The organism is Planktothricoides sp. SR001, assembly GCF_001276715.1.
GTDB lineage: Bacteria > Cyanobacteriota > Cyanobacteriia > Cyanobacteriales > Laspinemataceae > Planktothricoides > Planktothricoides raciborskii.
Genome location: NZ_LIUQ01000028.1, coordinates 33,802 through 59,844, shown reverse-complemented (window position 1 = coordinate 59,844; position 26,043 = coordinate 33,802). Strand labels below are relative to the sequence as shown.

Sequence of the window (26,043 nt, the reverse complement as noted above, 5' to 3'; positions counted from 1 at the left end):
CATCGCAAAAATTGGATTCATTGGCGTCCTAATTTTATGGCTCATATTGGCCAAAAAATTAGTTTTAATTTGGGCGGCTAACTCGGCTTCTCCCTTGGCATAAAAGCTTGATCTGCCTGTTTTTGATCGGTGATATCTCGACCTATATAAACAAATTCAGGAGGATCGTGGGCAGTTATTTTCATCCATGAGCAAGAAAATGATAAAACAATCTCTTTGCCTTCTTTAGTTTGGCTAATAAATTCTTTGTCTTGAAAAATATTCTGATTCAGCGATTCCTGATTAGGCTTAATTTTAGGTAAAATATTTTCATTGGCACTCAATAAAAAAATTAATTTATGAATCAATTTGCCATTTTGCTATTTAAATAAATTCAAATAATTCAAGTTAAATTAATTTTTTAATTAAATTATTAATTAATTTAAACTATATTATAATATTTAGTTTTTTTATTAAAAAATCAATTATTTTCGTTATTTTATTTAACTAATTTTTGATACATCAGGATAGTATCGGTCGGATTTTAAACTAAAATTATTAATCGGTTAACAGGTAAATCATCATCGGGATAGGCGATCATAAATCAATATATAAAGGTTGCTGCGGATCGTCAAATCGAGTAATCCCCTTTAGTTCAAAATTATCTTGTCTTTCTTCGATCACTTGTTGAAGAATTTCTTCAAGGCAAAACAATTCTGGAAAGCCTAAGCGAATATCATTGCCGATTTTTACTTCATCCGGATCGGGATCGTCCGCAAAAGATTTTACCCCAATCGACATATCTAAAATTTGTAATGACTCATTCACTTTTAGATATTCTAAATGACGGGGTTGGATCAGTTTTTTAATTAAATGTTTCAGCCAAATAAGGTTTAGGGAGAAGGAATCAGAACTTATCGGATCATCAGAGGAACAAAACCTGGAAACAAAACCTGGAAACAAAACCTGGAAAATAGAGGATATCGGCGGTATATTCTCAGCATTTTACCTGGAGGTCTTGACGCTCAACAATACGCTCAACAATCAAAGATTTGTTCAAGAAAAAATTACTGTGAGGTCTCGGAAAAACTCAGGGACTATGGTCGATAGGCAGGCGAGATAATTGGGTAAAAAATCACACATCGCTGCTGCCATTCCGGTTGGTCTTGAGTTACATCGATGGGGGGTGCTGGGTTGGCGGAAATGTTTAGCCTTCCAGGGGCGATCCCCATTGATATCAAGGCTTTTTGAACGCTTTCAGCACGATTCAGTGCTAAACGCTGATTGCGGGAGGGTTGACCTGTGCGATCGCTGTGACCAACGAGATTTAAATGGACTTGGGGATATTGAGTCAAAAACCTTTGAACCTCAACCAGTTTCGTATTCACATCTTCTGGTTTAATTTTACTAGAATTTTGTTCAAAGTAAATCCGCGTATCAATCCTTAAAGGTTGCAGTTGTACGGAACTAACCACGGAAGTCACTCCAGGAATGTTGCCAAAAGCTTGGGCGATGGTTTGGCTATCCGTTGCCTCAATCACCGTTCCGTCTACGGTGACTTTTCCCTCAACATATTTCACCGTAATTGAAATCCCCGCCATTTTATTGAGGGTTTCCGCCACTCGATTGACTTCATCTTCAACCAACTTGTGCAGAGAGGATTTTTCTGGGGCGATAATTTGATTATTTAACTTCAAATTTGGCACCGCATTTTTCACAATTTTTTCTGCTTGATAACGCAGCATTGGATTTGGCACTTTACCTCGGACTGTGACTGTATCTTGGTCTACTTGAACCGTCCAAGGATAAATCTTTAACTCTGGGTCGGCATCCAAAGCATTTAATACTTGGTTTTCCTGCTGCCGCCCTTGAAAATTTTGATAAAAGTTCCAGCCCAAAGACAGGAAAATTAATCCGGCAATGGCGATGAGGAAAAGTTGCAGTAAAGGTAGATTTTGGTGTTTTTTGATTTGACTAATGGCGATTAAATCATCCAGCATTTGATGAATTTTTTGGGGTACGCTGTCGGTATCGCCGTCAAATTCCTGAACTACTTTACTATAATAGAGAACAATTTTGCTGAGAGTTTTTCTGATTTGATACACCAATTGCTTGGGGGGATGATCTCCTTTGATTAATACGGCTATATAGCAATAGCCCGCCACTTCTAGTTTAATCGTGGATAAACCATATTCAATATCATTTAACTCCGCAACTTCTCCGGTCTGAACAATGCAGTCATTGACAAAGCTGCGAATTGCCGTGAGCATACCAGCAACCATTTCTGACTCTAGTTGATGTTCTGGCGGTTGGGCTTCGGAAATAATTAACCCCGACTGTTTGTGAATTAAAAATACTCCTTGTACGCGGGAAGCGATCGCCTCTTTAAAAATTAGCTCTCCTTCAGAAACTCCCTGAAGTTTTGCTTGGATTTTCCGGCGAATTGTTTGGCCGCTGAGGGCTTTAGCAATCTTTTCATTAATATCCTTAATGGCTTCAGCAATATATCTAGCAACGGTAGAACCAATCACCGGATAAAGTGCATCTACCATTGCTTCTTGTTCTAGTTTAATTTGCTCTTTAATCGCGTCTCCCATTTGGGGAGCAAGGACGTTGGCGATCGCCGCTCGATCTAGCTTTATTTGCTCTCGAATTGCCGGAGCAATTTCTGGGGCGATCGCCTTGGCAATATCTTCTGGGGCTTGTTTAATTTGGTAAGAAATGGCTTCGGGAATCAACGTGGCTAAAACCGCACTCATGGCGCTTTTATCTTGCAGCGATCGTTCTTGAATCGCTTGGTCAATAACTGGCGCGATCGCTCGCGAAATATCCTCTTTGGATTCTTCTACTTTCAGACTTAAGAGTTCGGCAATCACCGGCATCAGCAAATTAATCAAATTTTCGGGATTATGAATCTGCCGATCAATGTGCGAAAGTTTTTGATCCAATTGTTGATTAAATTTTCGCAGGGGGTCAACTTCTGGATTCACCAAAAGATTTTGCAGGATTTCCAACTCTGACGTTGGCTTTGTTTGTGGTGACTGATTTAAAGGCTCTAAAACTTCTACCGCCACAAAATCCGCAGGCTGCTCCTGATTGCTCCCCTCAGAATTTAAAGATTCCCCTTGACTTAGTTGAGCCGACAAATCAACGGGATATTCTTGACTTAGTTGAGCCGAAAAATCAACCCGATCTGCGATCGATTCTGGAGCCTTTGACCGTTGATTGTCTGAATCAATTTCAACATCAATTTCAACATCAATTTCAACTTTTGGCTCGGATAGATCCGATAAAGCTTGATTTTTTAATGGTGAATTCGGCAGTGAGTCTGCGGGTTGGGCTGAAGTCTTTTCAGGATTAACCTCTTTTACTGGAGTGGTCTGGGGTGGTTTCTCCGTAAACATCAGTTGACGCAAAAAATCCAGGGAACGAGCCACTTCTTCTATATCCGGTTCTGGGAGTGATTCTGCTTCCACTTGAGGCGATCGCTCTGGTTCCGGTTCTGACTCCTCTGACTCTTCTGACTCTAATATAATGTCTGATTGTAACTCAGGTTCTGACTCTAATTCACTAGGTTTTTCTAGCTGATTCATCACATTCATCAGGGGTTGATTCATCCCTGGAAATTCTGCTGCTGCCAATGGATCTGTATCGGTGATTCCGGAAACCGCCGAGGGTTTTTTTTTCGGTTTAGACCCTTGCAGACCCTGCAAAAATGCGGAAATCTGCCTAAAGTGATCCTCGGAATAATCAGGATAATTCTCTGGGCTTAAATCACCGACAACTTCCTCGGAATAAGAAATTGAATCCAAGGAATTTTCGAGGTAATTCGGCACCGCTTCTGAGGAGTAAAAGTTGCCATTTTCAGAATATTTAAGCAAATTAAAAAGGCGAGCCAGCAAGCGATCAATCTCATATGTGCGCCGAGATTCATCTAAGTTACCATCGCTACAACTTTCTAATTCTTGCAAGAGCAAATTGGTGAGATGATGAATCTCCTGAGTTGAGTTAAGCGGGTTAAGCGGATTTTTATTATCCGGGTCTGTTGAATTTTCTACATCACATAATAGAGTTATTAACTGCTGAATTTGCTCAGAAGATGCTTCAGAGGAATTACTATCTAAAACATTTTCTGAGGATTCTAGTTGTTCGAGCGCCCTGTTGATTTGTTCTAATAAAGTCATCAGCTACATTCTCATGGAGTGTGGGAGGGAATTGGTCGATGATTTTTCAGAATTCAAGTCATGGTTTTGCCACCGTAACTTGACTCTCCTGAAAAATCCACAAACATTCGCGAAATCATTAACCATTTTTACCTCCGGTACATATCCGAAATCTACCGGAGAGAATGGAAGTTTAAGCAAGGCTTCAATTCACCGCCATCGAGATGATTGGGTTTTTGGCGCTGCCAACCCCTCTGAATCAATGAATATCTAATTTTAGTTGAAAAAAGACCGCCTGAGCAATCCCTGGAAATGTCGATTCAGAGGACTAGCAGCAAAAAATCCAGAGTCTTGGTATAGTCATCGGCGCCCCTCGGTTTTTTCCCAATTTTACCCTAGATTGGGTCACGAGCAAAAACCCGGTGATTCAATCCTGCCACCCTCTGCGGGATGATCTAGAAGGGCTTTTTTTAAAGATTCTCTCTTTGTCTGAGATCAACAATGGTCAAATTTTGTCGAATTACCGGGAAAGTTTAGGCGAATGTCTAGGCGATCGCCTGACCATCTCTGGCAAATAAATAGACTTTTTTCTACTTTTTTCGCATCCACTGGTTAATTTACAACAAATTGGAATTTCCGGGGATGCTGGCAATTAAATCAATTAAATTAATTAAATAAGCTGAATTACAGCGGAATACGGCAAGATTTAAACATGATTCTCAATTAAATGTTGATTCTAGTCGAGGATTGCTATAATCTTAGGCCGATCGGCTTTTATTAAAAGCCTTTCCACGTCCCCAATCGGCAAATGATTAATTGTTTGGCGGATTTTATGGAAAAATCATTAATAATTGATAAAAAAATTATTAAATTCCTCTCTGGTTTGAGTAAATTACCGATCGCCATGCCACAGCAAGAAGATTTGTTGATCGCTTGAGCAATTTGGTTTAAAGGGTAGGAGAAGACCGCAAAAGTTATTTGGTTAAACTGGCTACAAAATTCATCGGCTGACTACGATCGCCCATGATGGTTGATCTGACCAAGATCCATCGCCTCAGCCGGATCTATCACCTGGATCGGGATTCTGGGATCGCTGGTGTCGAAATTAAGTCAGCGATCGCAAGATTCCTGTTGATTTTACTTCCATGACATCGCTTCAGGGGGCGACGACCTCAGATAGCGATCGACATATAATCGGGATATAATAGAATAGAAACACAATAGAATTGTACTACCACTTCACAGATTATGTCACCTAAAAAACGCTTATCAGACAGAGTGCTCACTATTCGTCTGCCGGAACTAGAACTGGAAAAACTCGAAGCCTATTGTCAGGCAACCAAACGGACAAAAACCGATGTGGTCAGGGAAATGATTCGTAAAATAAAAATAAAATCCGCCTCAGATAGTGAGTCATCTCAGTAATGGCTTAATTTTTATGTTTTAAATAATTTTAAAAAACTATTTTACTCAGAGATATTGCCACAATTATCAATTGGCCAATAAATTTGGCGAATAAATTCATTTTTTATTTTTTTCGATTTTATCTCTGGCTAATAATCGGTCTAATGGCTGGCATCACAAAAGACAATAATAAAACCGAAAATATTGAAAAAATAGAGAAGAAATAGGGAAGCGATCGCTACCAATAAATTACCCATGTCAGCAGAGCAGCGGCAATCGCCACCGGCTAACGGACGATACCTGATATGTCACCATTAATCCCTGATTTTTCAAGGCGGCGATCGCATTTAAACAGACTGATTTTTTCCTTTCCCTGTATAATGTTTTTTTTGGCGTGACCGCTTCAGTTTACATTTCAGTTTATAGCGCACCGCTTCATGGACAACTTTATAAGAAGCATCAACCCCAAATTCACGTTTTAACCAAGTTTTTACTTCCCCGTAGCTCTTAAATGTTTCCTGTTGATCCAGGTGCTGCTTTAATTTTTGCATCACATCTGCGGGAATTGCGGGTTTTCGTCCTTGGCCTTTTTTTACCTCAAGGATTCCCTCAAGACCATCTTCTTTATACCGTTGGAACCATCGATAAAGGGTAGCAGTATCTCGCCCTAATAAAATCGCCAGTTCTTTGAGTGTTCTTACTTGGCCAATTTTTAACAGATACAGTGCTTGGACTCGTTCCCGACCCCGGGCAGTTGTCTGTTTGGAGAGCAGGGTTTTAAGCTGTTCACCACTTTCTGTGATTTTGAGTTTTAGGACTCCGGGCATACAATCAATCTCAACGCTAAGATTAATATACTATATTTTTGCAAATTTAAAGTGAATTGCTTTTCTTAATCAGCGATTCGGCGGCACCAAGATCGCCGGATACCGAAAGAAAGCAGCGCGATCGCCAACCCATAAAAATTGTGGGACAAGCTAAACACCGATCCCACAATTGATTATTTTATCCCAAGAGATCCCCGAATGGGTGAATCACTTAAAATTCGTGACTATTTTACAGATTGACCGCGACCCTGACCGCGACCCTGACCTTGACCGCGACCCTGACCTTGACCGCGACCCTGACCTTGACCGCGACCTTGACCGCGACCACCGCCATCCTCATCATCTTGCCAACGTCCCTGCATATTTTCACCGAGTTGCCGTCGTTGGGCTTCGGTCAAAACGTTGCGAATTTTTAACATCTGTTCAAATCGCAAATTCCCCATTTGCTGATGTAACTCTTGCATTTGCCGATGTTGATTTCGCAGTTGACTATCAGACGCATTAGAACTCATCAACTGACGCATTTGCTCGTGCGCTTGACGCATCTGCTCATCTAACCGATCAAATTCACCCTGAGATGATTGACGAATTTGCTCAATTTGTTGTTGTTGGTCAGCGGTCAAATTCAACTCAGAAATCCAGCGATCGCCCCCTCTCCCTGGGCCATTCCCCAGGCCGCGACCCCCACCTCCAGGGCCTTGGGCAATCATTTGCTCAAACTGATCGTAAGGCAAAGATTCAGGAGCCGCGATCGCTGCTGTCCCACTCAGCGCCACCATCAGAATAGCCAAACTAGAAAAACGACTTAAGAACATCATACTATCCTCTTCAAACAATTAAGTAAATCAGTGAATTGATGAATTCATCCTGCGGGATAATTCCTGATCCTTTAGATCAGTTAACTTTAAAAAAGGTTCAAATGAAATTTTTCCCATATTCGGATAATTTTTGAGCTTTTAGACTCGCCAGCTTTGAAAAAGGTTCAAATTGAATCAATCTGAATCAAATACCCTAGTTAAAAATCTAAATACCAATCTTGGCTATCCTTATCCAAAACCCCATCCCAAGTATTTTCAATAAAAACCTCTAAACTCGCGAGATCGGTGGTCGTCTGGGGTGGCGGGGTGAACAGGCGACTGGTTCCCCAAGCCATCAGTAAACCAGCCGCGATCGCCGGCGGCATCAGCCAGAAACTCCGTCGCCGGAACGGAATCACCGGAGAATTTTGCACCGATTCTGACAGGGAAGTTGCCGCCACCGCCGCCATAATCTGTGCTTCCAAATCCAGATTTTCTGGTGGCAAATCTGGACGATTTTGGCGGAGAAACTCCACCAGCTTTGGGTCATTGTTTGGCAACTTATTCATAATTGAACCCCCTGTTTTTCTAAAAATTTACGCATGGCAGCCCGCGCATGAAATAAGCGAGACTTCACCGTTCCTACCGGCACCGCTAAAATTTCGGCAATCTGCTTTTGCGGCAAATCTTCTAGGTCGTGTAACACCAGAATCGTGCGATGGTCAAAACTCAATTCAGCCAACCCTCTTTTGACTAAATCTTGATAATGTAAATGCATCAAATCAGAAGGGTCTGAGGTTGTGGATTCAGCGTGATTATTCAGAGTTTCCTGTTCAGAACGTTGTTTGGCAAATTGCTGTCGCCGATCCGTAGCCACATTCCAAGTAATTCGATACAACCAGGTGGAAAAATGCTGCGGATTTTTCAGCTTAGGCAGTCCTTTCCAGGCTCGCAAAAACACATCTTGCATCAAATCATCCAGCACTGATGTACCACACAACTGGTAAAGCGTGGATCTGACTTTATGCTGATAGCGCTGGTACAAGACTCGAAAAGTTTGGCGATCGCCCTTTAAACAACGCTGCACCAGATCCGCGTCTGACCCCTCATTTTGGTTAACATCCACTGAAACCATCAACACCTCTGGTTTCTCCCTTACTGTGGTCTGATTACTGTGGATTTAGACCAAAAGGCAGAAAAAAAGGTTCAATATTTCTGAAATCTCTGAAATCACGCAATCTCTACCCGCAGAGTTATACTGAAAAATATACTGAAAACGCCATCCTCAAGTAAGTCCATGACTCCACTGGATGACGATCTGACCCGCATCACGCCAAATTTTTTTTGATCGTAAACTCCCAGGGGATATCCTGAGAAATACAAAATACTCACAAAATACTAACTCTTAGGAATACGGAATTTCCTGGGTTACTGGACTAACACTACTGGACTAACCCTACTGGACTAACACTACTGGACTAACGCTTTAGAATTGGAGATTTTATCATTATGAAACTACTGAAAAATTTTAAAAATTTATTGTTTATGCTTGCGAGTACGGCTTTGGTCTGTCCGCCTGTTTGGGCAGTTCCTTCTACTAATGCCGACGGTGATTATATTTTTCCCCAAAGACGGGGAAATCGGCAGGTGAATTGGCAAGTAAGCGATCGCGATCCCAAGGGGTTAAATTGTCGGATGCCTCGCCAATTTCAGGGAGTCTATCTCGATAGCATAGACGTTCCTGCCCCGTTACAAGAAAATAACCGCCATGACATTACTCAATGGTCAGTTTTAACCGTTTTTAAAACCGGACAACGTTTACAAGCGGTCACTGGAAATATGGCCAATCAAATTGTGCTTTTGGATTACCGAGGCAAACCTTGGATTCCGGTGGATAGTATTAATGGTAATTGTTTTGTTCGTGCCAATAATCGCTTTATTATGCCAATTCCAGAAGACCCCAGCACCCTGGAAACCCTTGAGGATTGAAGCCAGGAGGGTCAGAGGTTCCAGAAACCGGGGTTTCTTAATTTTTGGCTGGGTGACAAAATCGCCGAAAACCGGTTTCTTTTATTTCTTTTTTGACCTACGATCGCCGAATTTCCACCCATAAATCTTGATACTTTTGGGTAACTTCTGGGGGCAGCGGTTGCATAAATTCAGATTTTTCTAAAATATCCGCTTCTGGCAATAACAGGGCATTTAACAGGGAATTATTTTGTAATCCTTTGGGTAAGTTGGGTTGATTTTGATTCAACATAGGCGAAACGGCTTTCGTTCTCAAAGAGATTTGCTCCACGATCGCCCGTTCCCAGCAAAAGTCAATCCATTGAGAAAGAAGGTCATCAGATTTTGATTTGTTGGGTGAATTTCTGTCTTGATTGGTGTCTTTATTTGTCTCTTTTTTGGCTGCCGGTCGCACCCACAAATCAGCCCACAACGCAGTCCCCGAAGCCGGAATCACCGCCCCTAGATTAGAATACCGTTGCAGCATAGGCAAGATATCTGTAGACCAACCCACCGCCACCCAGGTATCCCCTAGAATTAAGGGTTGTAGATAGGTATCGGAACTGTAGAATTTAACGAGTTTGTGTAAATTTTGTAGTTCTTCTTTGAGTTGAGGAACTTTGGTTAAATCTGCGGTGTTGTAGGAATGACCGAGTTTTTTTAAGGTTAAACCAATGATTTCTCTGGGTTGGTCAAGCAGGGAAAGGCGATCGCGCAATTCTGGACGCCATAAATCACTCCAATCCGTTGGCAACCAATCAAAATGTTTTAATTTATCCAGCCGATAGACGATCGCGGTACTGCCCCAGCGATAAGGGGCGCCCCAGACTGCCCCATTCGGGTCGAGGTTGCCCTGGCGATCGCGTTGCACCAAAGCTTGCCAACGGAGGGGTAATTGTTGCCACTGCTTGAGTTTCTGAGTATCCAACGGTTGAATCAGTTCTTGGGCGATCGCCGAAGCTAACCAATAATCGCCCAAAGTCACCAAATCAGAAATCACCCCATCTGGTTTTCGTCTACCCAAAAACGGCAAGTTAAACCGTTGACTGGTTTCAGTAGTCGGAGTTTGCTGCCAAGTTTGAAGCTGAGAAAAAATATCTTGCAACTGGGCAACGGGAACAAAATCCAACACCACCTGATTTTGAATTTGTTTACGGTACTGATTCAACACCACTGCCGGAATGGAATTTTGCAACAAACGAACTTGGAGGGTGGATTTTTTCTCACCCCCACAAGCGGCTAATAATTGTCCCAAAGTCAGGACTCCGGCACCGAGAATAAAAGATCGTCGCTTCAATGTTTACGGGAAATGTTTATTGGATACGTTTTTCTAGATACTGACCAATCATAATTTGTTCACCGGCACGGGACATAATCGATTGCCTGGTGCGGTACTGCTGGCCAATATGTTTAATTTCTTCTTCAAAGACTGACCCATTGTACTCTGTTCGCAGACACAATGTTTCCGGGTTGGGCAGGTAAAATTTCGCCGTAACCGGATTCAAGGTGGCAAAACCGCGATCGCGGTACAAAATACTATTCAACGCCCCAAACACCGTAGAACCCGCCGACTTTTTCTTCCCGTTCCTGGAATCGGTACTTTCCCAGTAGACCTTACTCCCACAGAGGGCTTCACATTCTGCCAAAGACAACTGATGCAAAGACCCCAACTCTAACAAAGAAACATGACCGGGTTCGAGAAACTCAACCGTGACAATACTCACCAGTTCTTCCGTCGGCCCTTCCGGTAGGGTGTAATACCGCCGTTCTGAGCGCCATTTTCCCTCACTAAACTGGAAAAATGCTCGAATCAAATCACTGCTGGTCTGACCATGAGTCTGAGAACTGCTTGGTTGAGTAAGTTGTGGCAATAACGTCATTAGGTAAACCCCTAACTTTAATCGATTATGGACAGGGTAACAACGGCTCATCCAGAAAAGATGTCAATTTTGTTACCTTTCTTAATATAACTTCATATTTTACTGACGATTCCGTGAAATGGGTAGGGACTTCGCCGAGTCCTGTCCTAAATTACAGGTGAGTCTGATACAACGACCTGCTTGCTATAGAGGCAATTCATCAATTGTCCCTACATCTCCGAGTGAAATGCCAAAAATTGCCTCAGTCCTAATTCTGGAAATAAATCAACCCTGTGGCAGATTGTTAGCCCCAATGTTAAGGATTGTTGCGTGACATATTTTTTTAAAGAAAATCAACATTTTCGCAATAAATATTAAATAAATGTAGAAATAATCCAAATTTGACCAAATTATTACTTAAGATTGATTAGAAGATTTTTTTATAATCATGGGGGTCTGGTATGGGTTCTGTAGAAAGCCAGATAATGACATTAATTCATAAAGTCGATATTCTTTATCAAATGATCGAGCAGCTTAATCGGAAAATCGCGCTTATCGGTACTAAAAATGGCTGGACAAATAACCACTCCGTTGAAGGGTCTCCGTTTGATGCCAGAATTTCCGACTACTATGCCAATGGAGAAATCATCGATTCTCGTCGAGAATCTCAGAATTTTTACTCAGATCGGGCAAGTTGGCAACCCAGGCTACAGGGTCAAAATTCTGCGGCCAATTCTCCGACCAATGGCACAAGCCTTGAATCATCGTTAAAAGATTTGGATCTATCGTCACCGATGGATCGCTCACTGTTATATCTGGATGATGAAGTTTGCTATCCCACTAGCGAAATGTTCGATCGCTCCCTAATTCATCAAGATATTTTGGGCAATGACAATGACCTAGAGGATATGGTTGAAGGGGAGCAAACCGAGATTACCCCCGATATCCAAATTCAGCGACTCACCGCACAACTCACTGCTGCCTATAATCGGATTGCCGCATTAGAGGAACAGCTTGTGGCCAAAAGAATCCACGCTTAAGAATTAGAGATTAGAAATTACTGGTTTTATTCCCACGGTCTGAAACAGGCGATCGCGTCAATGGCATTTTTAGATTGCTACCCATTTATCAAAATTTAGGATAACATCTATTAGGAGAAAAAACAACCCAATCAAATCGACAGCGATGAGACTTTTGTTAGTAGAAGATGAGCCTGATTTAGGGGCAGCGATTAAACGCACATTAACCCAAGAAGCCTATATTGTAGACTGGGTAGAAAATGGTCAAGATGCCTGGGACTATCTAGAGAGTGGTACTCAATATACCTTGGCAATTTTTGATTGGTTACTGCCCGGATTATCTGGTTTAGAATTATGTAAGCGTTTGCGGCAAAAAAAGAATCCTTTGCCGGTGATTATGCTCACCGCCAAAGATACTCAAGCGGATAAAGTTGCGGGGTTGGATGCGGGGGCTGATGATTACTTGGTCAAGCCATTTGGTATGGGAGAATTGTTAGCCCGGTTGCGAGCTTTACAGCGGCGATCGCCCCAAGTTCAACCCCCGCAACTTCATTTCAAAAATAGCAGATTAGATTATGGCACTCGCTACTTATATCAGCAGAATAATAGCGGGGAAATAGCCGCGATCGCCCTAACTAATAAAGAATTTCAACTGCTAGAATATTTTATGCGTCATCCCAACCAAATTGTCACCCGCGACCAAATTTTCAATCAACTTTGGGAATTTGATGCGGAACCAGAAAGTAATGTGGTAGCGGCACAAATTCGCCTCCTCAGACGCAAGCTTTCTGAACATCAATCTGACTTAATTATTGAAACGGTTTATGGGTTGGGATATCGGTTAATGGTTAATAATTAATAGCTATTAACTAATAGTCAATAGTTAATAGTTAATAGTTATTCGTGATTGGGGCTGATTCAAACAACAAACAACAAACAACCAATAACAAACAACAAACAACAAACAACCAATAACCAAAGAATCCCTACCCAACAACAAACAACAAATAACCAATCACAAATGATGCAACAAAATCAGCTTTTTCAAAAGACTCGATCGCGACTAGCTTGCTGGTATGCGGGAGTCATGGGGGTGATTTTAAGTATTTGTGGAGTCGGGGTTTATGAAGCGATCGCCCATGCTCACCAAGTCACCTTAGATCGGGAATTAGAATCGGTGGCTGGAACCATCCATGATAGCCTGGAAACCTTATTAGAAGAACCGGGGATTTTAGCCCCTGAATTACGGCGATTTTTGCCGGATTTATGTATCGTCACCGAAAAATGTGCCACGGAACCGAGAAACCCCAATAGTCATGTCCTCGGTGCGATCGCCCAAGGACACTATTACCTTCGCTTACTCGATTTATCCGGTAATTTAGTGGCCTTAGCAGGCATTCATCCTCCTGGTTTATCCAGCAAATCACCCCAAAAAACTTGGCAAACAGTTGTTGATACTAATGGCACTCGTTACCATCAAATTTCTGTCACCTTGCATACCCAAGATTATCGGGATTGGGGATATTTACAACTGGGGCGATCGCTGGCTGAATGGGAACATTATTTAGCGGCGGTCAAGCTGATTTTAATTGTGGGATTGCCCATCGCCTTATTATTAGTTGGATTTGCCAGTTGGTGGTTAGCCGGATTAGCCATGCAACCCATTTATCAATCTTATCAGCAAATCCAACAGTTTACTGGCGATGCTGCCCATGAACTACGCACCCCCCTGGCGGCTATCCGCGCTACCGTAGAATCTACTTTAAGAATGCCCCAATTAAATCAAAGCGAAATTAGAGAAACTTTACACAGTATTCAACGGCAAAATCACCGTCTGTATCAACTGGTGAAAGACTTACTTTGGTTATCGCGCATGGATCGGCAAATTATGCCCCAAGAGCCAAATGTCTGTTGTTTAAATGATATTATTAGTGATGTTCAAGAAGAACTCGCCGCTTTAGCGATCGCCGCCAATATTACTCTTAACAAACATATTAATAGTTATCAACCTTTAACCCTGCTTGGCTATGAAGACCAACTCTATCGTCTCGTGATGAATTTAGTCAGTAACGCCATTCAATATAGCAATGCGGGGGGTGAAGTTAACCTAATTTTAGAGAGTGCTGCTAATGACGCGATGATTCATATTAAAGATACGGGAATTGGCATCAGTCCCGAAGACCAAACCCGAATCTTTAATCGGTTTTATCGGGTGAACAGCGATCGCTCTCGAACCACCGGAGGCGCTGGTTTAGGATTAGCCATTGCTGAGGCGATCGTCAAAAACCATAACGGCCAAATCCACCTCCAAAGTGAACTGGGAAAAGGCAGCATTTTTACCATTAGATTACCTCTAACAAAAAGTCCATCCCAATTTACCAATAAACTCAAAACATCAAAAACTTAGGGCTTTGTGATTCGTGATTTATTATGGCTTATCCAGAGCAAATACCCAAAAACAAATAAGCAATAAGCAATAAATATTCAGCAAAGAAAAAAATCCCAGCTTGACTCGCAAGCCGGGAAATGTCAATCAGGGTGCATCTACCATTTTTTTTTCCACAAGAAGTCACGATTAATCCGGAAAAAATCAGCAAATTTATGTTAAATTTAAGCCAGCGGTTTAAACCGCCTATATTCTCTATCAGAGAAAAAAAACCCAGCTTGACTCGCAAGCCGGGAAGCGTAAATCAGGGTGCATCTACCATTCCTATTTCCCGCATCCTACCTTTAACATCCGGAAACTTTTGGCCAAATTTATGCTAAATTTCTGCTAATTTAAGGAAAGCGTCTTCTTTCCCGCATCTATTCTTTATCTATTCTCTATCAGAGAAAAAAAATCCCAGCTTGACTCGCAAGCCGGGAAGCGTCAATCAGGGTGCATCTACCATTCCTATTTCCCGCATCCTACTTTTCACATCCGGAAACTTTTGGCCAAATTTCTGCTAAATTTCTGCTAATTTAAGGGAAGCGTCTTCTTTCCCGCATCTATTCTTTATCTATTCTCTATCAGAGAAAAAAAATCCCAGCTTGACTCGCAAGCCGGGAAGCGTACATCAGGGTGCATCTACCATTCCTATTTCTCGCATCCTACCTTTCACATCCGGAAACTTTTGGCCAAATTTCTGCTAAATTTCTGCTAATTTAAGGGAAGCGTCTTCTTTCCCGCATCTATTCTTTATCTATTCTCTATCAGAGAAAAAAAATCCCAGCTTGACTCGCAAGCCGGGAAGCGTCAATCAGGGTGCATCTACCATTCCTATTTCCCGCATCCTACCTTTCACATCCGGAAACTTTTGGCCAAATTTCTGCTAATTTAATTTTGGTTATTTTGTTGCCTATTTGTTATTTGTTATTTAGGTTAATATGCTAACAACAAATAACAAATAACAAATAACAAATAACGAATAATTCTAACTCTTTTGCGGGACGATTTCTTTGATTCGGGCTTGAATTGCGGCTAGTTCGTCCACCCCTTCATAACCATAAGGGTTATAACTATTTTCCACAATCATTTCCTCTAAATATCGCACCCGTTCTGCGGAGGGTGGGTGAGTCGATAACCACGGCGGTGGGGCTTTATCTCCGTAAAGTTTATCAAGTCTGACCATCACATTTCTGACGCCATCGGCAGCATATTTTGTACCCGCTAAAACTCGCGTTCCTAAAATATCTGATTGCCGTTCATTCTGACGAGAATAAGCCCGATTTAACAGTTCAGCAATCACATCTCCTAAGGGTAAAACACGGTTTAAATTGGATAATAATGTCCCTTTAGCAATGCGCTGATAGCCGTGGGATAGTACCGCGTGGCCGACTTCATGGCCGATTAATCCCATTAATTCTGCTTCGGATTTCAGTTGCATTAATGCCCCCGTATGAATAAATATTTTACCTCCGGGCATGGCAAAAGCATTGAGGGAATCATCGGCAATCACATTAAATTCATATTCAAATTCATCGCGACCCATTAAGCTGGCGACTTGCTGACCTAATCGGTCTACATATTCTAAAATTTGTGGGTCTTCAACTAACATCCCTTGGCTTCTATACTCTTGTTTGTAAGCTTCAGAAAATTGTTTGCCAAAGGAAGATTCGCCTTGCAATAAGAGCATGGTTAATTGCAGGGTGGGAATGCCGCCAGCGGCATTGCCGGTTAGGAGGTAATCGCCAATATTAATCGCGCCACTGAGAATCGCTTGACCGATTAATCTCCGCTTCATCCCTCCTTGATATTTTTTCAAATATTCATCGGCAATTTTGGTGAATTCTCCCGCCTTTTCGTGTTCGGGAAAGAGTAGGGCAAATTGCCGCGCAGAAATTGAGGCTTCTAGCCATTGTTTATCCTCGGCTAAGGCTTTGATTTCGGCAGCAATTAATGACGGTTCATTGGGATAGAGGTTGGTGGCCCTTTCTAGGGCGGCGATCGCCAAGAAGAGGCGATCGTATTGTCTCAAAGCATCTACTAATAATAAATGACCGGGGATAAATTGCGGATAGTCTTCTACTAACTGTTCTAGGGCAATAAACAGTCGGCTTTGCATTTTTTGTTCAAATCCCGCTTGGGCTTCGCGCCAATAAACTCGCGCTGCTCCTCCCAGTTGTTCGGCATCATAGACAGGTTCAGGCAGATCGTTTCTGCCAACATTTGAGGAGTAAGGGGGTTTAACTTCGCGATAAATTCGTTCTGCCCCAGAGACATTTCCTTCTCGAAAGAGGCGATCGCCTTCCGCTAATCTTTGTAATTGGTTGCTATCCGAGTTTTGGGCGAGTTGGAAAACCTCCTCAAGACTGGGGAGGTTGCTGTTTTGCCAAACAAAACCGGGAGTTTGGCTGGGGGTTTGGTTGGTGGTAGGCGGTAATTTTGACTGAACCCCCAGGGGGAAGCCAAAATTCAACAAGTTGACGCTGAGAAATACAGCTAATCCTAGCGCCACCCAGCGGAATTTTCGCAGTTTTTTCATTTTGCTTGTCTCCTTATTTCCGAAGTGGTCAAAAGCGTTTTCTAGGGCAGGATTTAGAGTGATTAGAGTTAAATGAGTAGTTCGCACCCCAGACATCCGATCTATATATACCCTGTGAACAATACCCTAGAAGTTCAATCCCTTGCCGGTTTCTTAAGTGTCTAGATCCATTTACCCGGTCAACAAGTTCCTGAGAATACAGCGTCAGCTTTCAAAGGTCAGCTTTCAGAGGTCAGCTTTCAGAGGTCAGCTTTCAGAGGTCAGCTTTCAGAGGTCAGCTTTCAGAGGTCAGCCTTCAGGGTTTAGCTTTCAGCTTTATTCTGAATATGAAAGGCCGATATTTGGTGCCGATATTTAACGCCCAAGACTGATAGCCGATCGCATTTTTCACGCACAAATCACTCTGGCTAATCCTCTTTTTACCTCCATTTCTATTGGTAAATACTCGACTTGCTCCCCATCCACCGTTAAAATACCCTGGGGGGTTAAGGGTTCTAAGCGAAAACCCCGTACTTTATAAAATTCGATTCCCGGTAACGAGAGATGCTTTCCCTGGGCAGCTTTTAAGAAAGCTAAGAGTAAGTTTAACTTAGAAATTCCCCGGCGGACTATAATAATATCCATCATCCCATCAGATAAATGGGCGTGAGGTGCCGCTTTGATATTTTGGGTAGCATGACTAATATTCATCGCCCAAATTAATACAAAGTCATCTTGCATCACTTGCCAATCTTGCTGCTTTGTTGGCGGTATTTGTTTATCTGCTGCCAGACAATTTGGACATTTTTTAAAGGTTTGACATTCACTTTGGTATTCACCCATGAGAGAGGCGACTCCCGTAAGGGATCCGCTACGCGTAATCGCCTCTGTTTCTGGTAAATAAGCGGGTAAATAAGCAAATTTTCCTGGATAATGACGCAATGTCGCAATTCGCATCAGGGCATAAATATCGGTTCTGAGACTGCCTAAAAACCTTAATTTTTCTGATTCAATATCTACATCACTAATAATTCCCCAACCAAGAGAAAGAAAACTATAAAATATTTGGCCAGATTGTTGAGTTTTAGCAAGATCCAAAGGGCGATATTTTCCTTGGGTAATTCCTTTGGCAATCAGAAAAGCCGCACTTAAGGGATCGTCCGGTTCACCGGAAATTTCTAATAAAGTTTTAGCTAACCCATTCCCCGTTCCCGTTGGAATAATGCCAATGGGTTTGAGGATTGCTGTTTGCCAATCAGAACGATTCATTAATCCATTGATTGCTTCATGGATGCTGCCATCACCCCCGACGATGATAATCCCATCAATTTCTGAGAGATTAATTTCACTTAAGGTGTCTTGAATTTGACCAGTACGGGTGGTTTCTGTTAAGGTATATTCCAGATGACTATTGTCTAATAATGGACTAATTTGCTGGAAAATTATCCGGCTTTGTTTTTTGCCACTTGTCGGATTTAAAAATATCTGTAACCGCTGATTAACTGCCGGATTTTGGTTGTCAATCGGTAAACCTCGAATCAGGTTTTGAATCGCCACTATCCAGCGCGATCGCACCTCAGTATTGGGACAAGCAAATTCATAAGTTTTTAACCGGCGTTGGCGTTTTTTTCCCAAACCCAAAACTGCTGATAATTCTACCAAATGATAAGCTTTAACTTGAAAAAATGCTTCCTCAATATTTTCTAATCTATCGCATATAGATACCCCAACTACATCGTCTAAGCTTAAATAGCTTTCTTGGCTATTCTGGAAAAATATCAAGTAATTTTCCGTTAAATACCCTAAAGGATAATCAGGGGTATTTTCCGCCAACGGTTTTGGGCTATCTATAAACCAGAGGCAATCGCTAAATATTCTTTCCTGGATTTTTTCCTGCATTCTTTCCGTAATTTTTTCCTGCATTTTTTTCTGCTTTTTTTCTGCAAAATTATTAGTTAATACATCATATAAATGATGCAATATTTATATGATTAACTTAATCAGATAAATTTGGCGATATATTGGCGATATATTGGCGATATATTTTTGGCTAGGGTGGCCAATGCTTGCTACTTAAACAGGTCGGCCATGCCCAACCAACATTTTTCTATTCCCTGTTTCCTATTTGATTTCACTGAAAATGCGCTATAATAAATTGAGAAATTTCGCTCACTCTATATTTTACCACTATGCCCCCGATTTTACAAGTATTTTTTCAGGATACATCCAATATACTCTGGCTAATTTGTCCATTATTTATCGCGGGAATAATCGAAGCATTCCTCTGGAAAACTCCACTATTTGAACCGTTAAACTTTCCCATTAACCAGTCATTATTTGGAGCAAACAAAAAATGGCGCGGCTTAGTCAGTCTTCCCTTAACCAATGCGGTCAGCGTCTTATTATGCCAAATATTAGAACCTTTGCTCATCAAAGACCCTCTGCCTAATTGGATATCTTTGGCATCTTTTAACTGGTTAGAGTATGGGTTACTGGTTGGATTAGTGTTTAACTTATCTGAATTACCCAATTCTTTTATCAAACGTCGCTTAGGAATTCCCCCTGGGGATGAAAGTAGTCTGCTATTTTATTTTGTGGATCATACGGATTCCCCTTATGGCACCTTACTTTTATGGTATTTTTACTTTCAATTTCCGGGACATATGATTCTTACGGGATTGCTTGTCACCCCCCTATTATTTATGACCGCTACTTGGATTAGAAAAAAATTGGGCTTAAAATAGAGTCATCAATCAGTAAATTAGCCGTTAATCAGCAATGTCTAACACTCCAAAAGAAACTAAAGTTCTCCTCCTAACCCTAGTCATCACCTTAACCCTGCTGGGGATAGGATTTTTCTTTTTTCAGCGATCGGGTGGCATCCAATCGATTACTGGAGGCAACAATTCGTCAGAAAATGGTGACAATTCTGCCGATAATTCCCCCAATCAAACAGTTATAGAATATCCTGAAACCTTTGCTCAAGTGAAAAATGTTCCCAAAGGATTATTTAGTCATGGTGGCAGTACCACTTGGGCGCCCATTAGAGCAGAAATTGACCCAGCAATTCAAATCGTTTGGCCACAATTTCAACTGCGTTATACGGATCCCGTCCGAGAAGCCCCCAGTACGGGTACGGGAATCTCTATGCTATTAAATAATGAACTGGCTTTTGCTTTATCTTCCCGACCGATTTCTAAAAATGAATATGAAACTGCCGAAAAACGAGGCTTTAAAATAAAAGAAATCGCAGTGGGGATTGATGGAATTGCCGTAGCAGTTCACCCCAGTTTAGAAATTCCCGGTTTAACCATTCAACAACATGATGATATTTATGCGGGTAAAATTACTAACTGGAGCGAAGTTGGGGGCCCAGATTTAAAAATCCAGCCTTATGGTAAAATAGGTAGAGACGATCCCAATTACGCTATCTTAACAGAGACTACCACTGAAGCTATCAGAATGGTAGCGAGAGATATGGGGGGAATTTACTGGTCTTCCTCTACATTACTGGTGCCTCAATGTACGGTAAAAACTGTACCAATTGGTAAAAACCCTGGTGAATTTGTTGCCCCCTATCAAGAACCGTTTATCCCTCTTTCCCAATGTCCCAATCGACGGAATGAAGTGAATGTGAACGTATTTAGAAGTGGGGCATATCCCTGGAGTCGTCGTTTATTTGTGGTGGTGAAAGAAAATGGCCAATTGGATCAAATTGCTGGGGAAACTTATGCCCAGTTTATGTTGACGGATCAAGGTCAAGAAATAATTAGAAATGCCGGATTTGTCAGTCTGAGATAAGCCGAGTTTTATCTAGGGGGGATGGGGACTCATAGATTCCCTAAATCCTACACGGATATATTACGGGTAGGATGGGCGAAAGCCCACCCTACCTATGTTGTTTAATCGCCGTTAATCGCCAGATTTGCGTAATTCCTAATATCAGAATATCAACAAATTAATAATTAATTGTTAATTTCGATGGTAAATATTGAGCCATTAGGAGTATTATCTGTGACGGTAATATTTCCCCCGTGGGCATCAACCACCAGTTTACAAAAAGCTAAACCTAAACCGATTTGGCTCACGCCTTTCATCAAAGTGCCAATCTCGTATTTTTCAAAAATACCTTGCCGTAAATTCTCATTGACTCCTGGGCCTAAATCCGCCACCTGAACTTTTGCACCTCGTTCTTTTGGATAATCTACCAAGAGAGTGATTTCGCTGTTTTGTGGGGAAAACTTAATGGCATTGGATAATAAATTATCAATGGCTCGCCGAAATAGCATGGGATCGACTTTGACGGTACGATCATTCACTTCAGGGGTTTTTATAATCAGTTGTAAATGCTTGTCAGCGGCGCTGACTTCTAAATCGGCTACTGCTGATGCACAAATTTCACAGATATCTACATCTTGGTAATCTAAAACCAACTTATTCGCCTCTAACTTGGCTCTCAGGAGCAAATCATCTACTAAACGCCGCAGTTGTTGTGCTCCATAGAAAATTCTTTCTAGACTTTTCTGCCGTTTTTCCGGGGCTAGGTTAGGATATGTCAGTAGTAAATCGACGGTGGGAAGTATCATGGAAATGGGATTTCGCAAATCGTGGACGATCATGTTTACCATGTCTTCGCGAAATTGAAGTAAGTCTCGCAAATTGTCCAGAGAAGCTTTTAGGGTGAGTTGGGTGTTGACCCGGGCTAGGAGGATGGGAGGACTCACGGGTTTGGTGATATAGTCGGCGGATCCTAATTCCAGACCTTTCCGTTCGTCTTCGATTTCTGATTTGGCGGTGAGAAAAATCACGGGAATTTCTCGCGATCGCACATTCGCCTTGAGTTGGCGACAGACTTCATAGCCATCCATCCCTGGCATCATAATATCCAGCAGGATTAAATCTGGGGGATTGTCGGACTGGGCGATCGCCAATCCTTTTTCGCCGTTATTCGCAACTTTAACCCGAAAAGTATCCTTGAGTAATCCGCTAATAAAAGCCAGATTATCTGGGGTATCATCCACCACCAGAATCGTCTTTTTTTCTTGCGTATTTTGAGTAGTTTCCATATAGATACCCTGTTTAGTTATTTGATTTATTAACCTTAAGAGATATTAAAAGTTTCCCTAGCCAACAATAACGCGGCATGGGCTGCATCAAAATCAAATGAATTTACCGCATCCGCAATCGCACTATAACCCTGGGGAAAAGCATTTTTAAGTAAATCCGTATTATCTTGTAAAACTTCGGCAGCCTCCGCATCATTTTCGAGCAAGAGGTGAGAAAGTTGATGGCAGACTTCTGTCAATTTAGCCAAATCTATATCGACGGTAGCAGTCACGACTTCCGGTGCCAGTTTAATTTCTAATTGGTCAATCAATGTTTCCAGAGGTTGACGCAATGCCAGCAAAAATGCTTCGATTTCCCCAGGAGAAACCTCGTTTTTAACCGCAGTTTCTAAAGTTGAGGCTGCGGCTTGGATTTCTGCGGCTCCAATGTTGCCCGCTACTCCACGCAATGTATGGGCTAATCTTTCTGCTAGTTTGTAGTCACCAACTTCCCAAGCTTGGATAAATTGCTGGGCAAAGTTTTTCTGTCCCGATACAAATTTGCGTAACATTGACAGATAAAGTGATTTTTTGCCCAAGACCCGGCGCAGCCCTTCGCATATATTCAGACCCGGAATATCTGTAGGAATAGTCACCGGATTTTCGGGCTTGGCGATCGCCGGGACAGGAGTTTCTGCTGATTCCCTCTTGGAGGACTGGGGTGGAATCCATTTGAGCAAAGTATTCCAGAGATCCTCCGGTTCAATGGGTTTGGCCACATGATCGTTCATCCCGGCGCTTAAACAGCGATCGCGATCGCCTTGCATCACATTCGCGGTCATGGCCACAATCGGCAAAGTTTGGTAATCAGGATCTTGGCGAAGCTGAATGGTAGCGGAAATCCCATCCATTTCCGGCATCTGCATATCCATCAGCACCAGATCGTAATCATCAGTTTTGACTTTTGCCAGCGCAATCCGCCCGTTTTCGGCCAAATCAACCACAAATCCGGCATCCTGTAATAACTCTATGGCCACTTCCTGATTCACCTCGTTGTCTTCTACTAATAGAATCTTTGCCCCTTGGATGGTTTTGAGGCGATCGGCCAGCAGACTCGGCGGTTCATAATTGCTATTGGCCACATTTTCTCCCGTTTCACCGAGTAATCTCGCTAGACTGTCAAACACAATAGAAGCATTGACTGGCTTGACCAAAACATCGGCGATGCCCGTTGATTCTGCTTCTTGGAAAACTTCCTCTCTTCCGTAAGCGGTGACAATCAAATGATGCGGTTTATGTTTCAAGGAAATTTTTTTGATTCGGCGGGCAACTTCCAGCCCGTCCATAAATGGCATTTGCCAGTCCAGAAAAACAATCTCATAAGGACGATCGAAGGTATCAGCCGCAGCGACCGCATCCAAAGCTTCCTGACCGGAACTCACCAGATCCACATCAAATTTCATCTGTTCCAGGAGATCCTTCATAATCAGTCGGGCATTTTCGTTGTCATCAACCACTAAGACCCGTTTGCCTTGAATATCTCGACTCAGTACCATTCGCCGTGGCGGTAAGGTGCTTTTCTGCAAACAAACAGTACACCAGAAAGTGCTGCCTTTTCCATATTCGCTTTCCACCCCCACTTCACCCCCCATCAGTGCCGCAATCCGCTTACAGATGGCCAGTCCCAGCCCGGTGCCACCGAACTTCCGGGTGGTGGAAGTATCCGCCTGTTGGAAACTTTGGAACAATGTGCCCTGATGCTCTTCGGTCAAGCCAATTCCGGTGTCTTTGACTCCCAGGTACAGCACCACATCGCGATCTCGGTATTCTTTCAGCTTGACAGTGATGGTGATTTCTCCTTTTTCCGTGAACTTAACGGCGTTATTGGCATAGTTAATCAGAATTTGCCCCATACGTAAGGGATCGCCGATAAAATTTCTGGGCAAATTTGGCTCAATATCAAAGAGCAGTTCTAGTCCCTTAGCTGTTGCTTTTTCCGTAATCAGGGTCGCCACATTTTCTAAGACCTTTTCCAGATCAAAATCGATCTGTTCAATCTTCAGTTTCCCGGCTTCGATTTTGGAGAAATCGAGAATATCATTGATCACTCCTAATAAATGTTGACTAGAGGTTTGGATTTTTTTTAAATATTCTTGCTGGCGGGGAGTTAAATCAGTTTTCAAAGCCAGATGGGTCATGCCGATAATGGCATTCATGGGAGTACGAATTTCATGGCTCATATTCGCGAGAAAGTCCGATTTAATTCGGGTGGTTTCTTCGGCCAATTCTTTAGCCCGTCGCATTTCTGCTTCGGCGGCTTTAATTTTACTGATATCCGTTAGCCAACCTAAGACTCCGGGCTTGCCTTCATATTCCGTGGCGATAAAAGTAGCCATAATGTCCCGAATTTTGCCATCGGGTCCATACATTTTATAAGTACCCCCCTCAAATACCCCATAACGGCCTAGTTGTTGGAGCATATAAAGGCGATCGAATTTATCTGCATAGATTTTTTCTGGGTTGTCGCCAACTTTGAGATCCACTAGGGTGCCTATGCACGGGTTAGCAAAGCGAGTAATGTTGTCCACCGTGATGGCAACTCCTGTGGGGGCTTTATCCAAGATCCACTGCAATTGTTCGCGCTGGCGGATAATTGCCGATTCCGTTTGTTTGCGGCTGGTGACATCCCGTACCGAGGCAAAGACACTGATGCCACGATCCCCTAGTTCCGGCAAACGGACTAATGCGACTTCGATGGGAAACTTTGTCCCATCTTGACGCTGACCCTGTAACTCTAAGTTGCGATCGTTGAGGGGACAAACCTGCCCTTTGGCTTGGAAGTAATCCCCCAAGTCAAGCAGTCCGCCAGAACTATCGGTCAAACTCAGGATTTCCCACGACTGCCCCAGCAGTTCGTTGGACTGATAGCCAAACATGACATCGAGTACCGGGTTAGTCAGGATAATCTGCCCCCGCGAGTTAATCACCAGCATCCCATCCGGGGCATATTTAATGATCCCACGATACCAAGCTTCTGTTTGTGCCAGAATCTGGTTCTGATTTTTTTGCCAAGTGGTTTCCCGCAATACCACCAGCATGATGATTCCCGTCAGCAAGGTGGTTGCCACGGTGACACCAATGGCGATCGCATTCAGTCCCACCCCAGAATCAGGCATCGTGCTGAACGGATTACAGAAGAACTGGGTGGCGGTCATGGCGATATAGTGCATCCCCGATGTCGCCAAACCCATGACCACTGCTGAACTGGCTAAGGCATAGCCCCCAATTTCGCCAAAGATTTTGTTGATGTAGAAACGAAACCAGAGGGAGATCGTCGCCAAAATGATGGCCACGAGAATTGAGACAGAAAACAGCACGGGATTATAGCGAATCCAGCCATCTAACTGGATTGCTGCCATCCCTGAATAGTGCATCGTCCCAATCCCCAGTCCCACCAAGACCCCTCCAGCCAGTATTACTGGCAAACTGGGTTGGGGATGGGCGATGAAATGCATGGTGTAGATGCTGGCCCCTACGCTGGGCACCATTGACAGGATAGTGATCCAAGGGTTATAGCTGGTGCTACAGGACAAATGAAACCCCACCATACCAATGAAGTGCATTGCCCAGATGCCCACCCCCAAGGCTAATCCACTCAGGGAAAGAAGTGTCTGGCGAACCCGCTGACTGGCAACTTGCTCCGCAAACTGACCCATTAAAAACGCCATATATGACGTAAAAATGGCGATCGAGATCGAAAGAACGACCAAAAAAGGCTGATATTCCCCTTGATGGAGAATGTTGTTTCCTCCTATCTGGCCAATGAAATGCAAATAATCCCTGAACATTTATTGTTTACCCACAGAATCATTTTCTGAAAATTAGTCTCTATTCCGATCTGACAACTCACGGCAATAACTCACGGCAATAACTCACGGCAATAACTCACGGCAATAACTCACGGCAATAACTCACGGCAATAACTCACGGCAAATTTTCT

At 42.7% G+C, this 26,043-nt stretch carries 21 protein-coding genes; 8 read left to right on the top strand and 13 right to left on the bottom strand.

Features of this window, described 5'->3' with window-relative positions; translation table 11 throughout:
* Nucleotides 1–77: 77 nt before the first annotated feature.
* The 3 genes from AM228_RS16850 to AM228_RS31040 form a co-directional block, all read right to left on the bottom strand.
* On the bottom strand, nucleotides 78–323 hold the full coding sequence (locus tag AM228_RS16850) for a hypothetical protein (protein WP_156331851.1): 246 nt from the start codon (nucleotides 321–323) through the stop codon (nucleotides 78–80).
* 253 nt (nucleotides 324–576) lie between these two features.
* Nucleotides 577–807, bottom strand: coding sequence for a hypothetical protein (locus AM228_RS32885; RefSeq protein WP_156331850.1), 231 nt, complete (start codon nucleotides 805–807; stop codon nucleotides 577–579).
* Nucleotides 808–1,076: 269 nt separating this feature from the next.
* Complete coding sequence (locus tag AM228_RS31040; protein WP_054467313.1) at nucleotides 1,077–4,163, bottom strand: OmpA family protein; 3,087 nt, start codon at nucleotides 4,161–4,163, stop codon at nucleotides 1,077–1,079.
* 787 nt (nucleotides 4,164–4,950) lie between these two features.
* Between AM228_RS31040 and AM228_RS36240 the strand changes: the two genes are divergently transcribed.
* Together AM228_RS36240 and AM228_RS32880 are read left to right on the top strand one after the other, a co-directional pair.
* Nucleotides 4,951–5,079, top strand: coding sequence for a hypothetical protein (locus AM228_RS36240; RefSeq protein ID WP_255353213.1), 129 nt, complete (start codon nucleotides 4,951–4,953; stop codon nucleotides 5,077–5,079).
* A 311-nt stretch (nucleotides 5,080–5,390) separates the two neighbouring features.
* Nucleotides 5,391–5,567, top strand: a complete 177-nt coding sequence (locus tag AM228_RS32880; protein WP_156331849.1) for a ribbon-helix-helix protein, CopG family — start codon at nucleotides 5,391–5,393, stop codon at nucleotides 5,565–5,567.
* A gap of 326 nt (nucleotides 5,568–5,893) precedes the next feature.
* Here the strand turns inward: AM228_RS32880 and AM228_RS16835 are convergent, their stop codons facing one another.
* The 4 genes from AM228_RS16835 to AM228_RS16820 all read right to left on the bottom strand — a co-directional run bounded on the left by AM228_RS16835 (nucleotide 5,894) and on the right by AM228_RS16820 (nucleotide 8,305).
* The gene (locus AM228_RS16835) at nucleotides 5,894–6,373 is read right to left on the bottom strand and encodes a helix-turn-helix domain-containing protein (protein WP_054467311.1); all 480 of its coding nucleotides are present in this window, start codon (nucleotides 6,371–6,373) and stop codon (nucleotides 5,894–5,896) included.
* A 224-nt stretch (nucleotides 6,374–6,597) separates the two neighbouring features.
* On the bottom strand, nucleotides 6,598–7,191 hold the full coding sequence (locus AM228_RS16830; RefSeq protein ID WP_156331848.1) for a Spy/CpxP family protein refolding chaperone: 594 nt from the start codon (nucleotides 7,189–7,191) through the stop codon (nucleotides 6,598–6,600).
* 197 nt (nucleotides 7,192–7,388) lie between these two features.
* Nucleotides 7,389–7,739 (bottom strand): hypothetical protein, encoded by a 351-nt coding sequence (locus AM228_RS16825; protein WP_054467307.1) that lies wholly within the window; start codon nucleotides 7,737–7,739, stop codon nucleotides 7,389–7,391.
* Nucleotides 7,736–8,305, bottom strand: a complete 570-nt coding sequence (locus tag AM228_RS16820; RefSeq protein WP_054467305.1) for a sigma-70 family RNA polymerase sigma factor — start codon at nucleotides 8,303–8,305, stop codon at nucleotides 7,736–7,738. The genes AM228_RS16825 and AM228_RS16820 overlap by 4 nt, the downstream gene beginning before the upstream one ends.
* 374 nt (nucleotides 8,306–8,679) lie before the next feature.
* Between AM228_RS16820 and AM228_RS16815 the strand changes: the two genes are divergently transcribed.
* On the top strand, nucleotides 8,680–9,159 hold the full coding sequence (locus AM228_RS16815; protein ID WP_054467303.1) for a hypothetical protein: 480 nt from the start codon (nucleotides 8,680–8,682) through the stop codon (nucleotides 9,157–9,159).
* Between the two features lie 97 nt (nucleotides 9,160–9,256).
* Here AM228_RS16815 and AM228_RS16810 read toward each other — a convergent pair whose 3' ends face one another.
* Entirely contained in the window at nucleotides 9,257–10,474 is a 1,218-nt protein-coding gene (locus AM228_RS16810; protein WP_054467301.1) for an extracellular solute-binding protein, read from the bottom strand.
* A gap of 16 nt (nucleotides 10,475–10,490) precedes the next feature.
* Nucleotides 10,491–11,057 (bottom strand): phycobiliprotein lyase, encoded by a 567-nt coding sequence (locus AM228_RS16805; protein ID WP_082348917.1) that lies wholly within the window; start codon nucleotides 11,055–11,057, stop codon nucleotides 10,491–10,493.
* Nucleotides 11,058–11,521: 464 nt separating this feature from the next.
* Between AM228_RS16805 and AM228_RS16800 the strand changes: the two genes are divergently transcribed.
* The 3 genes from AM228_RS16800 to rppB all read left to right on the top strand — a co-directional run bounded on the left by AM228_RS16800 (nucleotide 11,522) and on the right by rppB (nucleotide 14,462).
* Nucleotides 11,522–12,076 (top strand): hypothetical protein, encoded by a 555-nt coding sequence (locus AM228_RS16800; protein WP_054467299.1) that lies wholly within the window; start codon nucleotides 11,522–11,524, stop codon nucleotides 12,074–12,076.
* Between the two features lie 145 nt (nucleotides 12,077–12,221).
* A complete protein-coding gene (gene rppA / locus AM228_RS16795) occupies nucleotides 12,222–12,914 on the top strand; it encodes a two-component system response regulator RppA (protein WP_054467297.1) in 693 nt (230 codons plus the stop codon).
* A 162-nt stretch (nucleotides 12,915–13,076) separates the two neighbouring features.
* Complete coding sequence (gene rppB, locus AM228_RS16790; protein WP_322096566.1) at nucleotides 13,077–14,462, top strand: two-component system sensor histidine kinase RppB; 1,386 nt, start codon at nucleotides 13,077–13,079, stop codon at nucleotides 14,460–14,462.
* Nucleotides 14,463–15,468: 1,006 nt separating this feature from the next.
* Here rppB and AM228_RS16780 read toward each other — a convergent pair.
* Nucleotides 15,469–17,019 (bottom strand): M48 family metallopeptidase, encoded by a 1,551-nt coding sequence (locus AM228_RS16780; protein ID WP_054467292.1) that lies wholly within the window; start codon nucleotides 17,017–17,019, stop codon nucleotides 15,469–15,471.
* Between the two features lie 387 nt (nucleotides 17,020–17,406).
* Nucleotides 17,407–18,978 carry a diacylglycerol kinase family protein gene (locus tag AM228_RS16775; protein WP_054467291.1) on the bottom strand — a complete coding sequence of 524 codons (1,572 nt, stop codon included), beginning with the start codon at nucleotides 18,976–18,978 and terminating at the stop codon, nucleotides 17,407–17,409.
* A gap of 209 nt (nucleotides 18,979–19,187) precedes the next feature.
* Here AM228_RS16775 and AM228_RS16770 point away from each other — a divergent pair, with 209 nt between their 5' ends.
* Together AM228_RS16770 and AM228_RS16765 are read left to right on the top strand one after the other, a co-directional pair.
* Nucleotides 19,188–19,742, top strand: coding sequence for a CDP-archaeol synthase (locus tag AM228_RS16770; protein WP_054467289.1), 555 nt, complete (start codon nucleotides 19,188–19,190; stop codon nucleotides 19,740–19,742).
* A 34-nt stretch (nucleotides 19,743–19,776) separates the two neighbouring features.
* Nucleotides 19,777–20,799: a PstS family phosphate ABC transporter substrate-binding protein gene (locus tag AM228_RS16765; protein WP_054467287.1), complete on the top strand. Its 1,023-nt coding sequence runs from the start codon at nucleotides 19,777–19,779 to the stop codon at nucleotides 20,797–20,799.
* Nucleotides 20,800–20,963: 164 nt separating this feature from the next.
* Here the strand turns inward: AM228_RS16765 and AM228_RS16760 are convergent, their stop codons facing one another.
* The gene (locus AM228_RS16760) at nucleotides 20,964–22,064 is read right to left on the bottom strand and encodes a response regulator (RefSeq protein WP_054467285.1); all 1,101 of its coding nucleotides are present in this window, start codon (nucleotides 22,062–22,064) and stop codon (nucleotides 20,964–20,966) included.
* Between the two features lie 35 nt (nucleotides 22,065–22,099).
* Nucleotides 22,100–25,891 carry a response regulator gene (locus AM228_RS16755; RefSeq protein ID WP_054467284.1) on the bottom strand — a complete coding sequence of 1,264 codons (3,792 nt, stop codon included), beginning with the start codon at nucleotides 25,889–25,891 and terminating at the stop codon, nucleotides 22,100–22,102.
* Between the last annotated feature and the right edge of the window lie 152 nt (nucleotides 25,892–26,043).

Bases quoted from the DNA above. Each gene is read 5' to 3' on its own strand.
- AM228_RS16760 (WP_054467285.1), bottom strand. From the start codon at position 22,064: ATGGAAACTACTCAAAATACGCAAGAAAAAAAGACGATTCTGGTGGTG.
- AM228_RS16825 (WP_054467307.1), bottom strand. From the start codon at position 7,739: ATGAATAAGTTGCCAAACAATGACCCAAAGCTGGTGGAGTTTCTCCGC.
- AM228_RS16800 (WP_054467299.1), top strand. From the start codon at position 11,522: ATGACATTAATTCATAAAGTCGATATTCTTTATCAAATGATCGAGCAG.
- AM228_RS32880 (WP_156331849.1), top strand. From the start codon at position 5,391: ATGTCACCTAAAAAACGCTTATCAGACAGAGTGCTCACTATTCGTCTG.
- AM228_RS31040 (WP_054467313.1), bottom strand. From the start codon at position 4,163: ATGACTTTATTAGAACAAATCAACAGGGCGCTCGAACAACTAGAATCC.
- AM228_RS16820 (WP_054467305.1), bottom strand. From the start codon at position 8,305: ATGGTTTCAGTGGATGTTAACCAAAATGAGGGGTCAGACGCGGATCTG.
- rppA (WP_054467297.1), top strand. From the start codon at position 12,222: ATGAGACTTTTGTTAGTAGAAGATGAGCCTGATTTAGGGGCAGCGATT.
- AM228_RS16755 (WP_054467284.1), bottom strand. From the start codon at position 25,891: ATGTTCAGGGATTATTTGCATTTCATTGGCCAGATAGGAGGAAACAAC.
- AM228_RS16765 (WP_054467287.1), top strand. From the start codon at position 19,777: ATGTCTAACACTCCAAAAGAAACTAAAGTTCTCCTCCTAACCCTAGTC.
- AM228_RS16815 (WP_054467303.1), top strand. From the start codon at position 8,680: ATGAAACTACTGAAAAATTTTAAAAATTTATTGTTTATGCTTGCGAGT.
- rppB (WP_322096566.1), top strand. From the start codon at position 13,077: ATGATGCAACAAAATCAGCTTTTTCAAAAGACTCGATCGCGACTAGCT.
- AM228_RS16830 (WP_156331848.1), bottom strand. From the start codon at position 7,191: ATGATGTTCTTAAGTCGTTTTTCTAGTTTGGCTATTCTGATGGTGGCG.
- AM228_RS16835 (WP_054467311.1), bottom strand. From the start codon at position 6,373: ATGCCCGGAGTCCTAAAACTCAAAATCACAGAAAGTGGTGAACAGCTT.
- AM228_RS16770 (WP_054467289.1), top strand. From the start codon at position 19,188: ATGCCCCCGATTTTACAAGTATTTTTTCAGGATACATCCAATATACTC.
- AM228_RS16805 (WP_082348917.1), bottom strand. From the start codon at position 11,057: ATGACGTTATTGCCACAACTTACTCAACCAAGCAGTTCTCAGACTCAT.
- AM228_RS36240 (WP_255353213.1), top strand. From the start codon at position 4,951: ATGATTAATTGTTTGGCGGATTTTATGGAAAAATCATTAATAATTGAT.
- AM228_RS16780 (WP_054467292.1), bottom strand. From the start codon at position 17,019: ATGAAAAAACTGCGAAAATTCCGCTGGGTGGCGCTAGGATTAGCTGTA.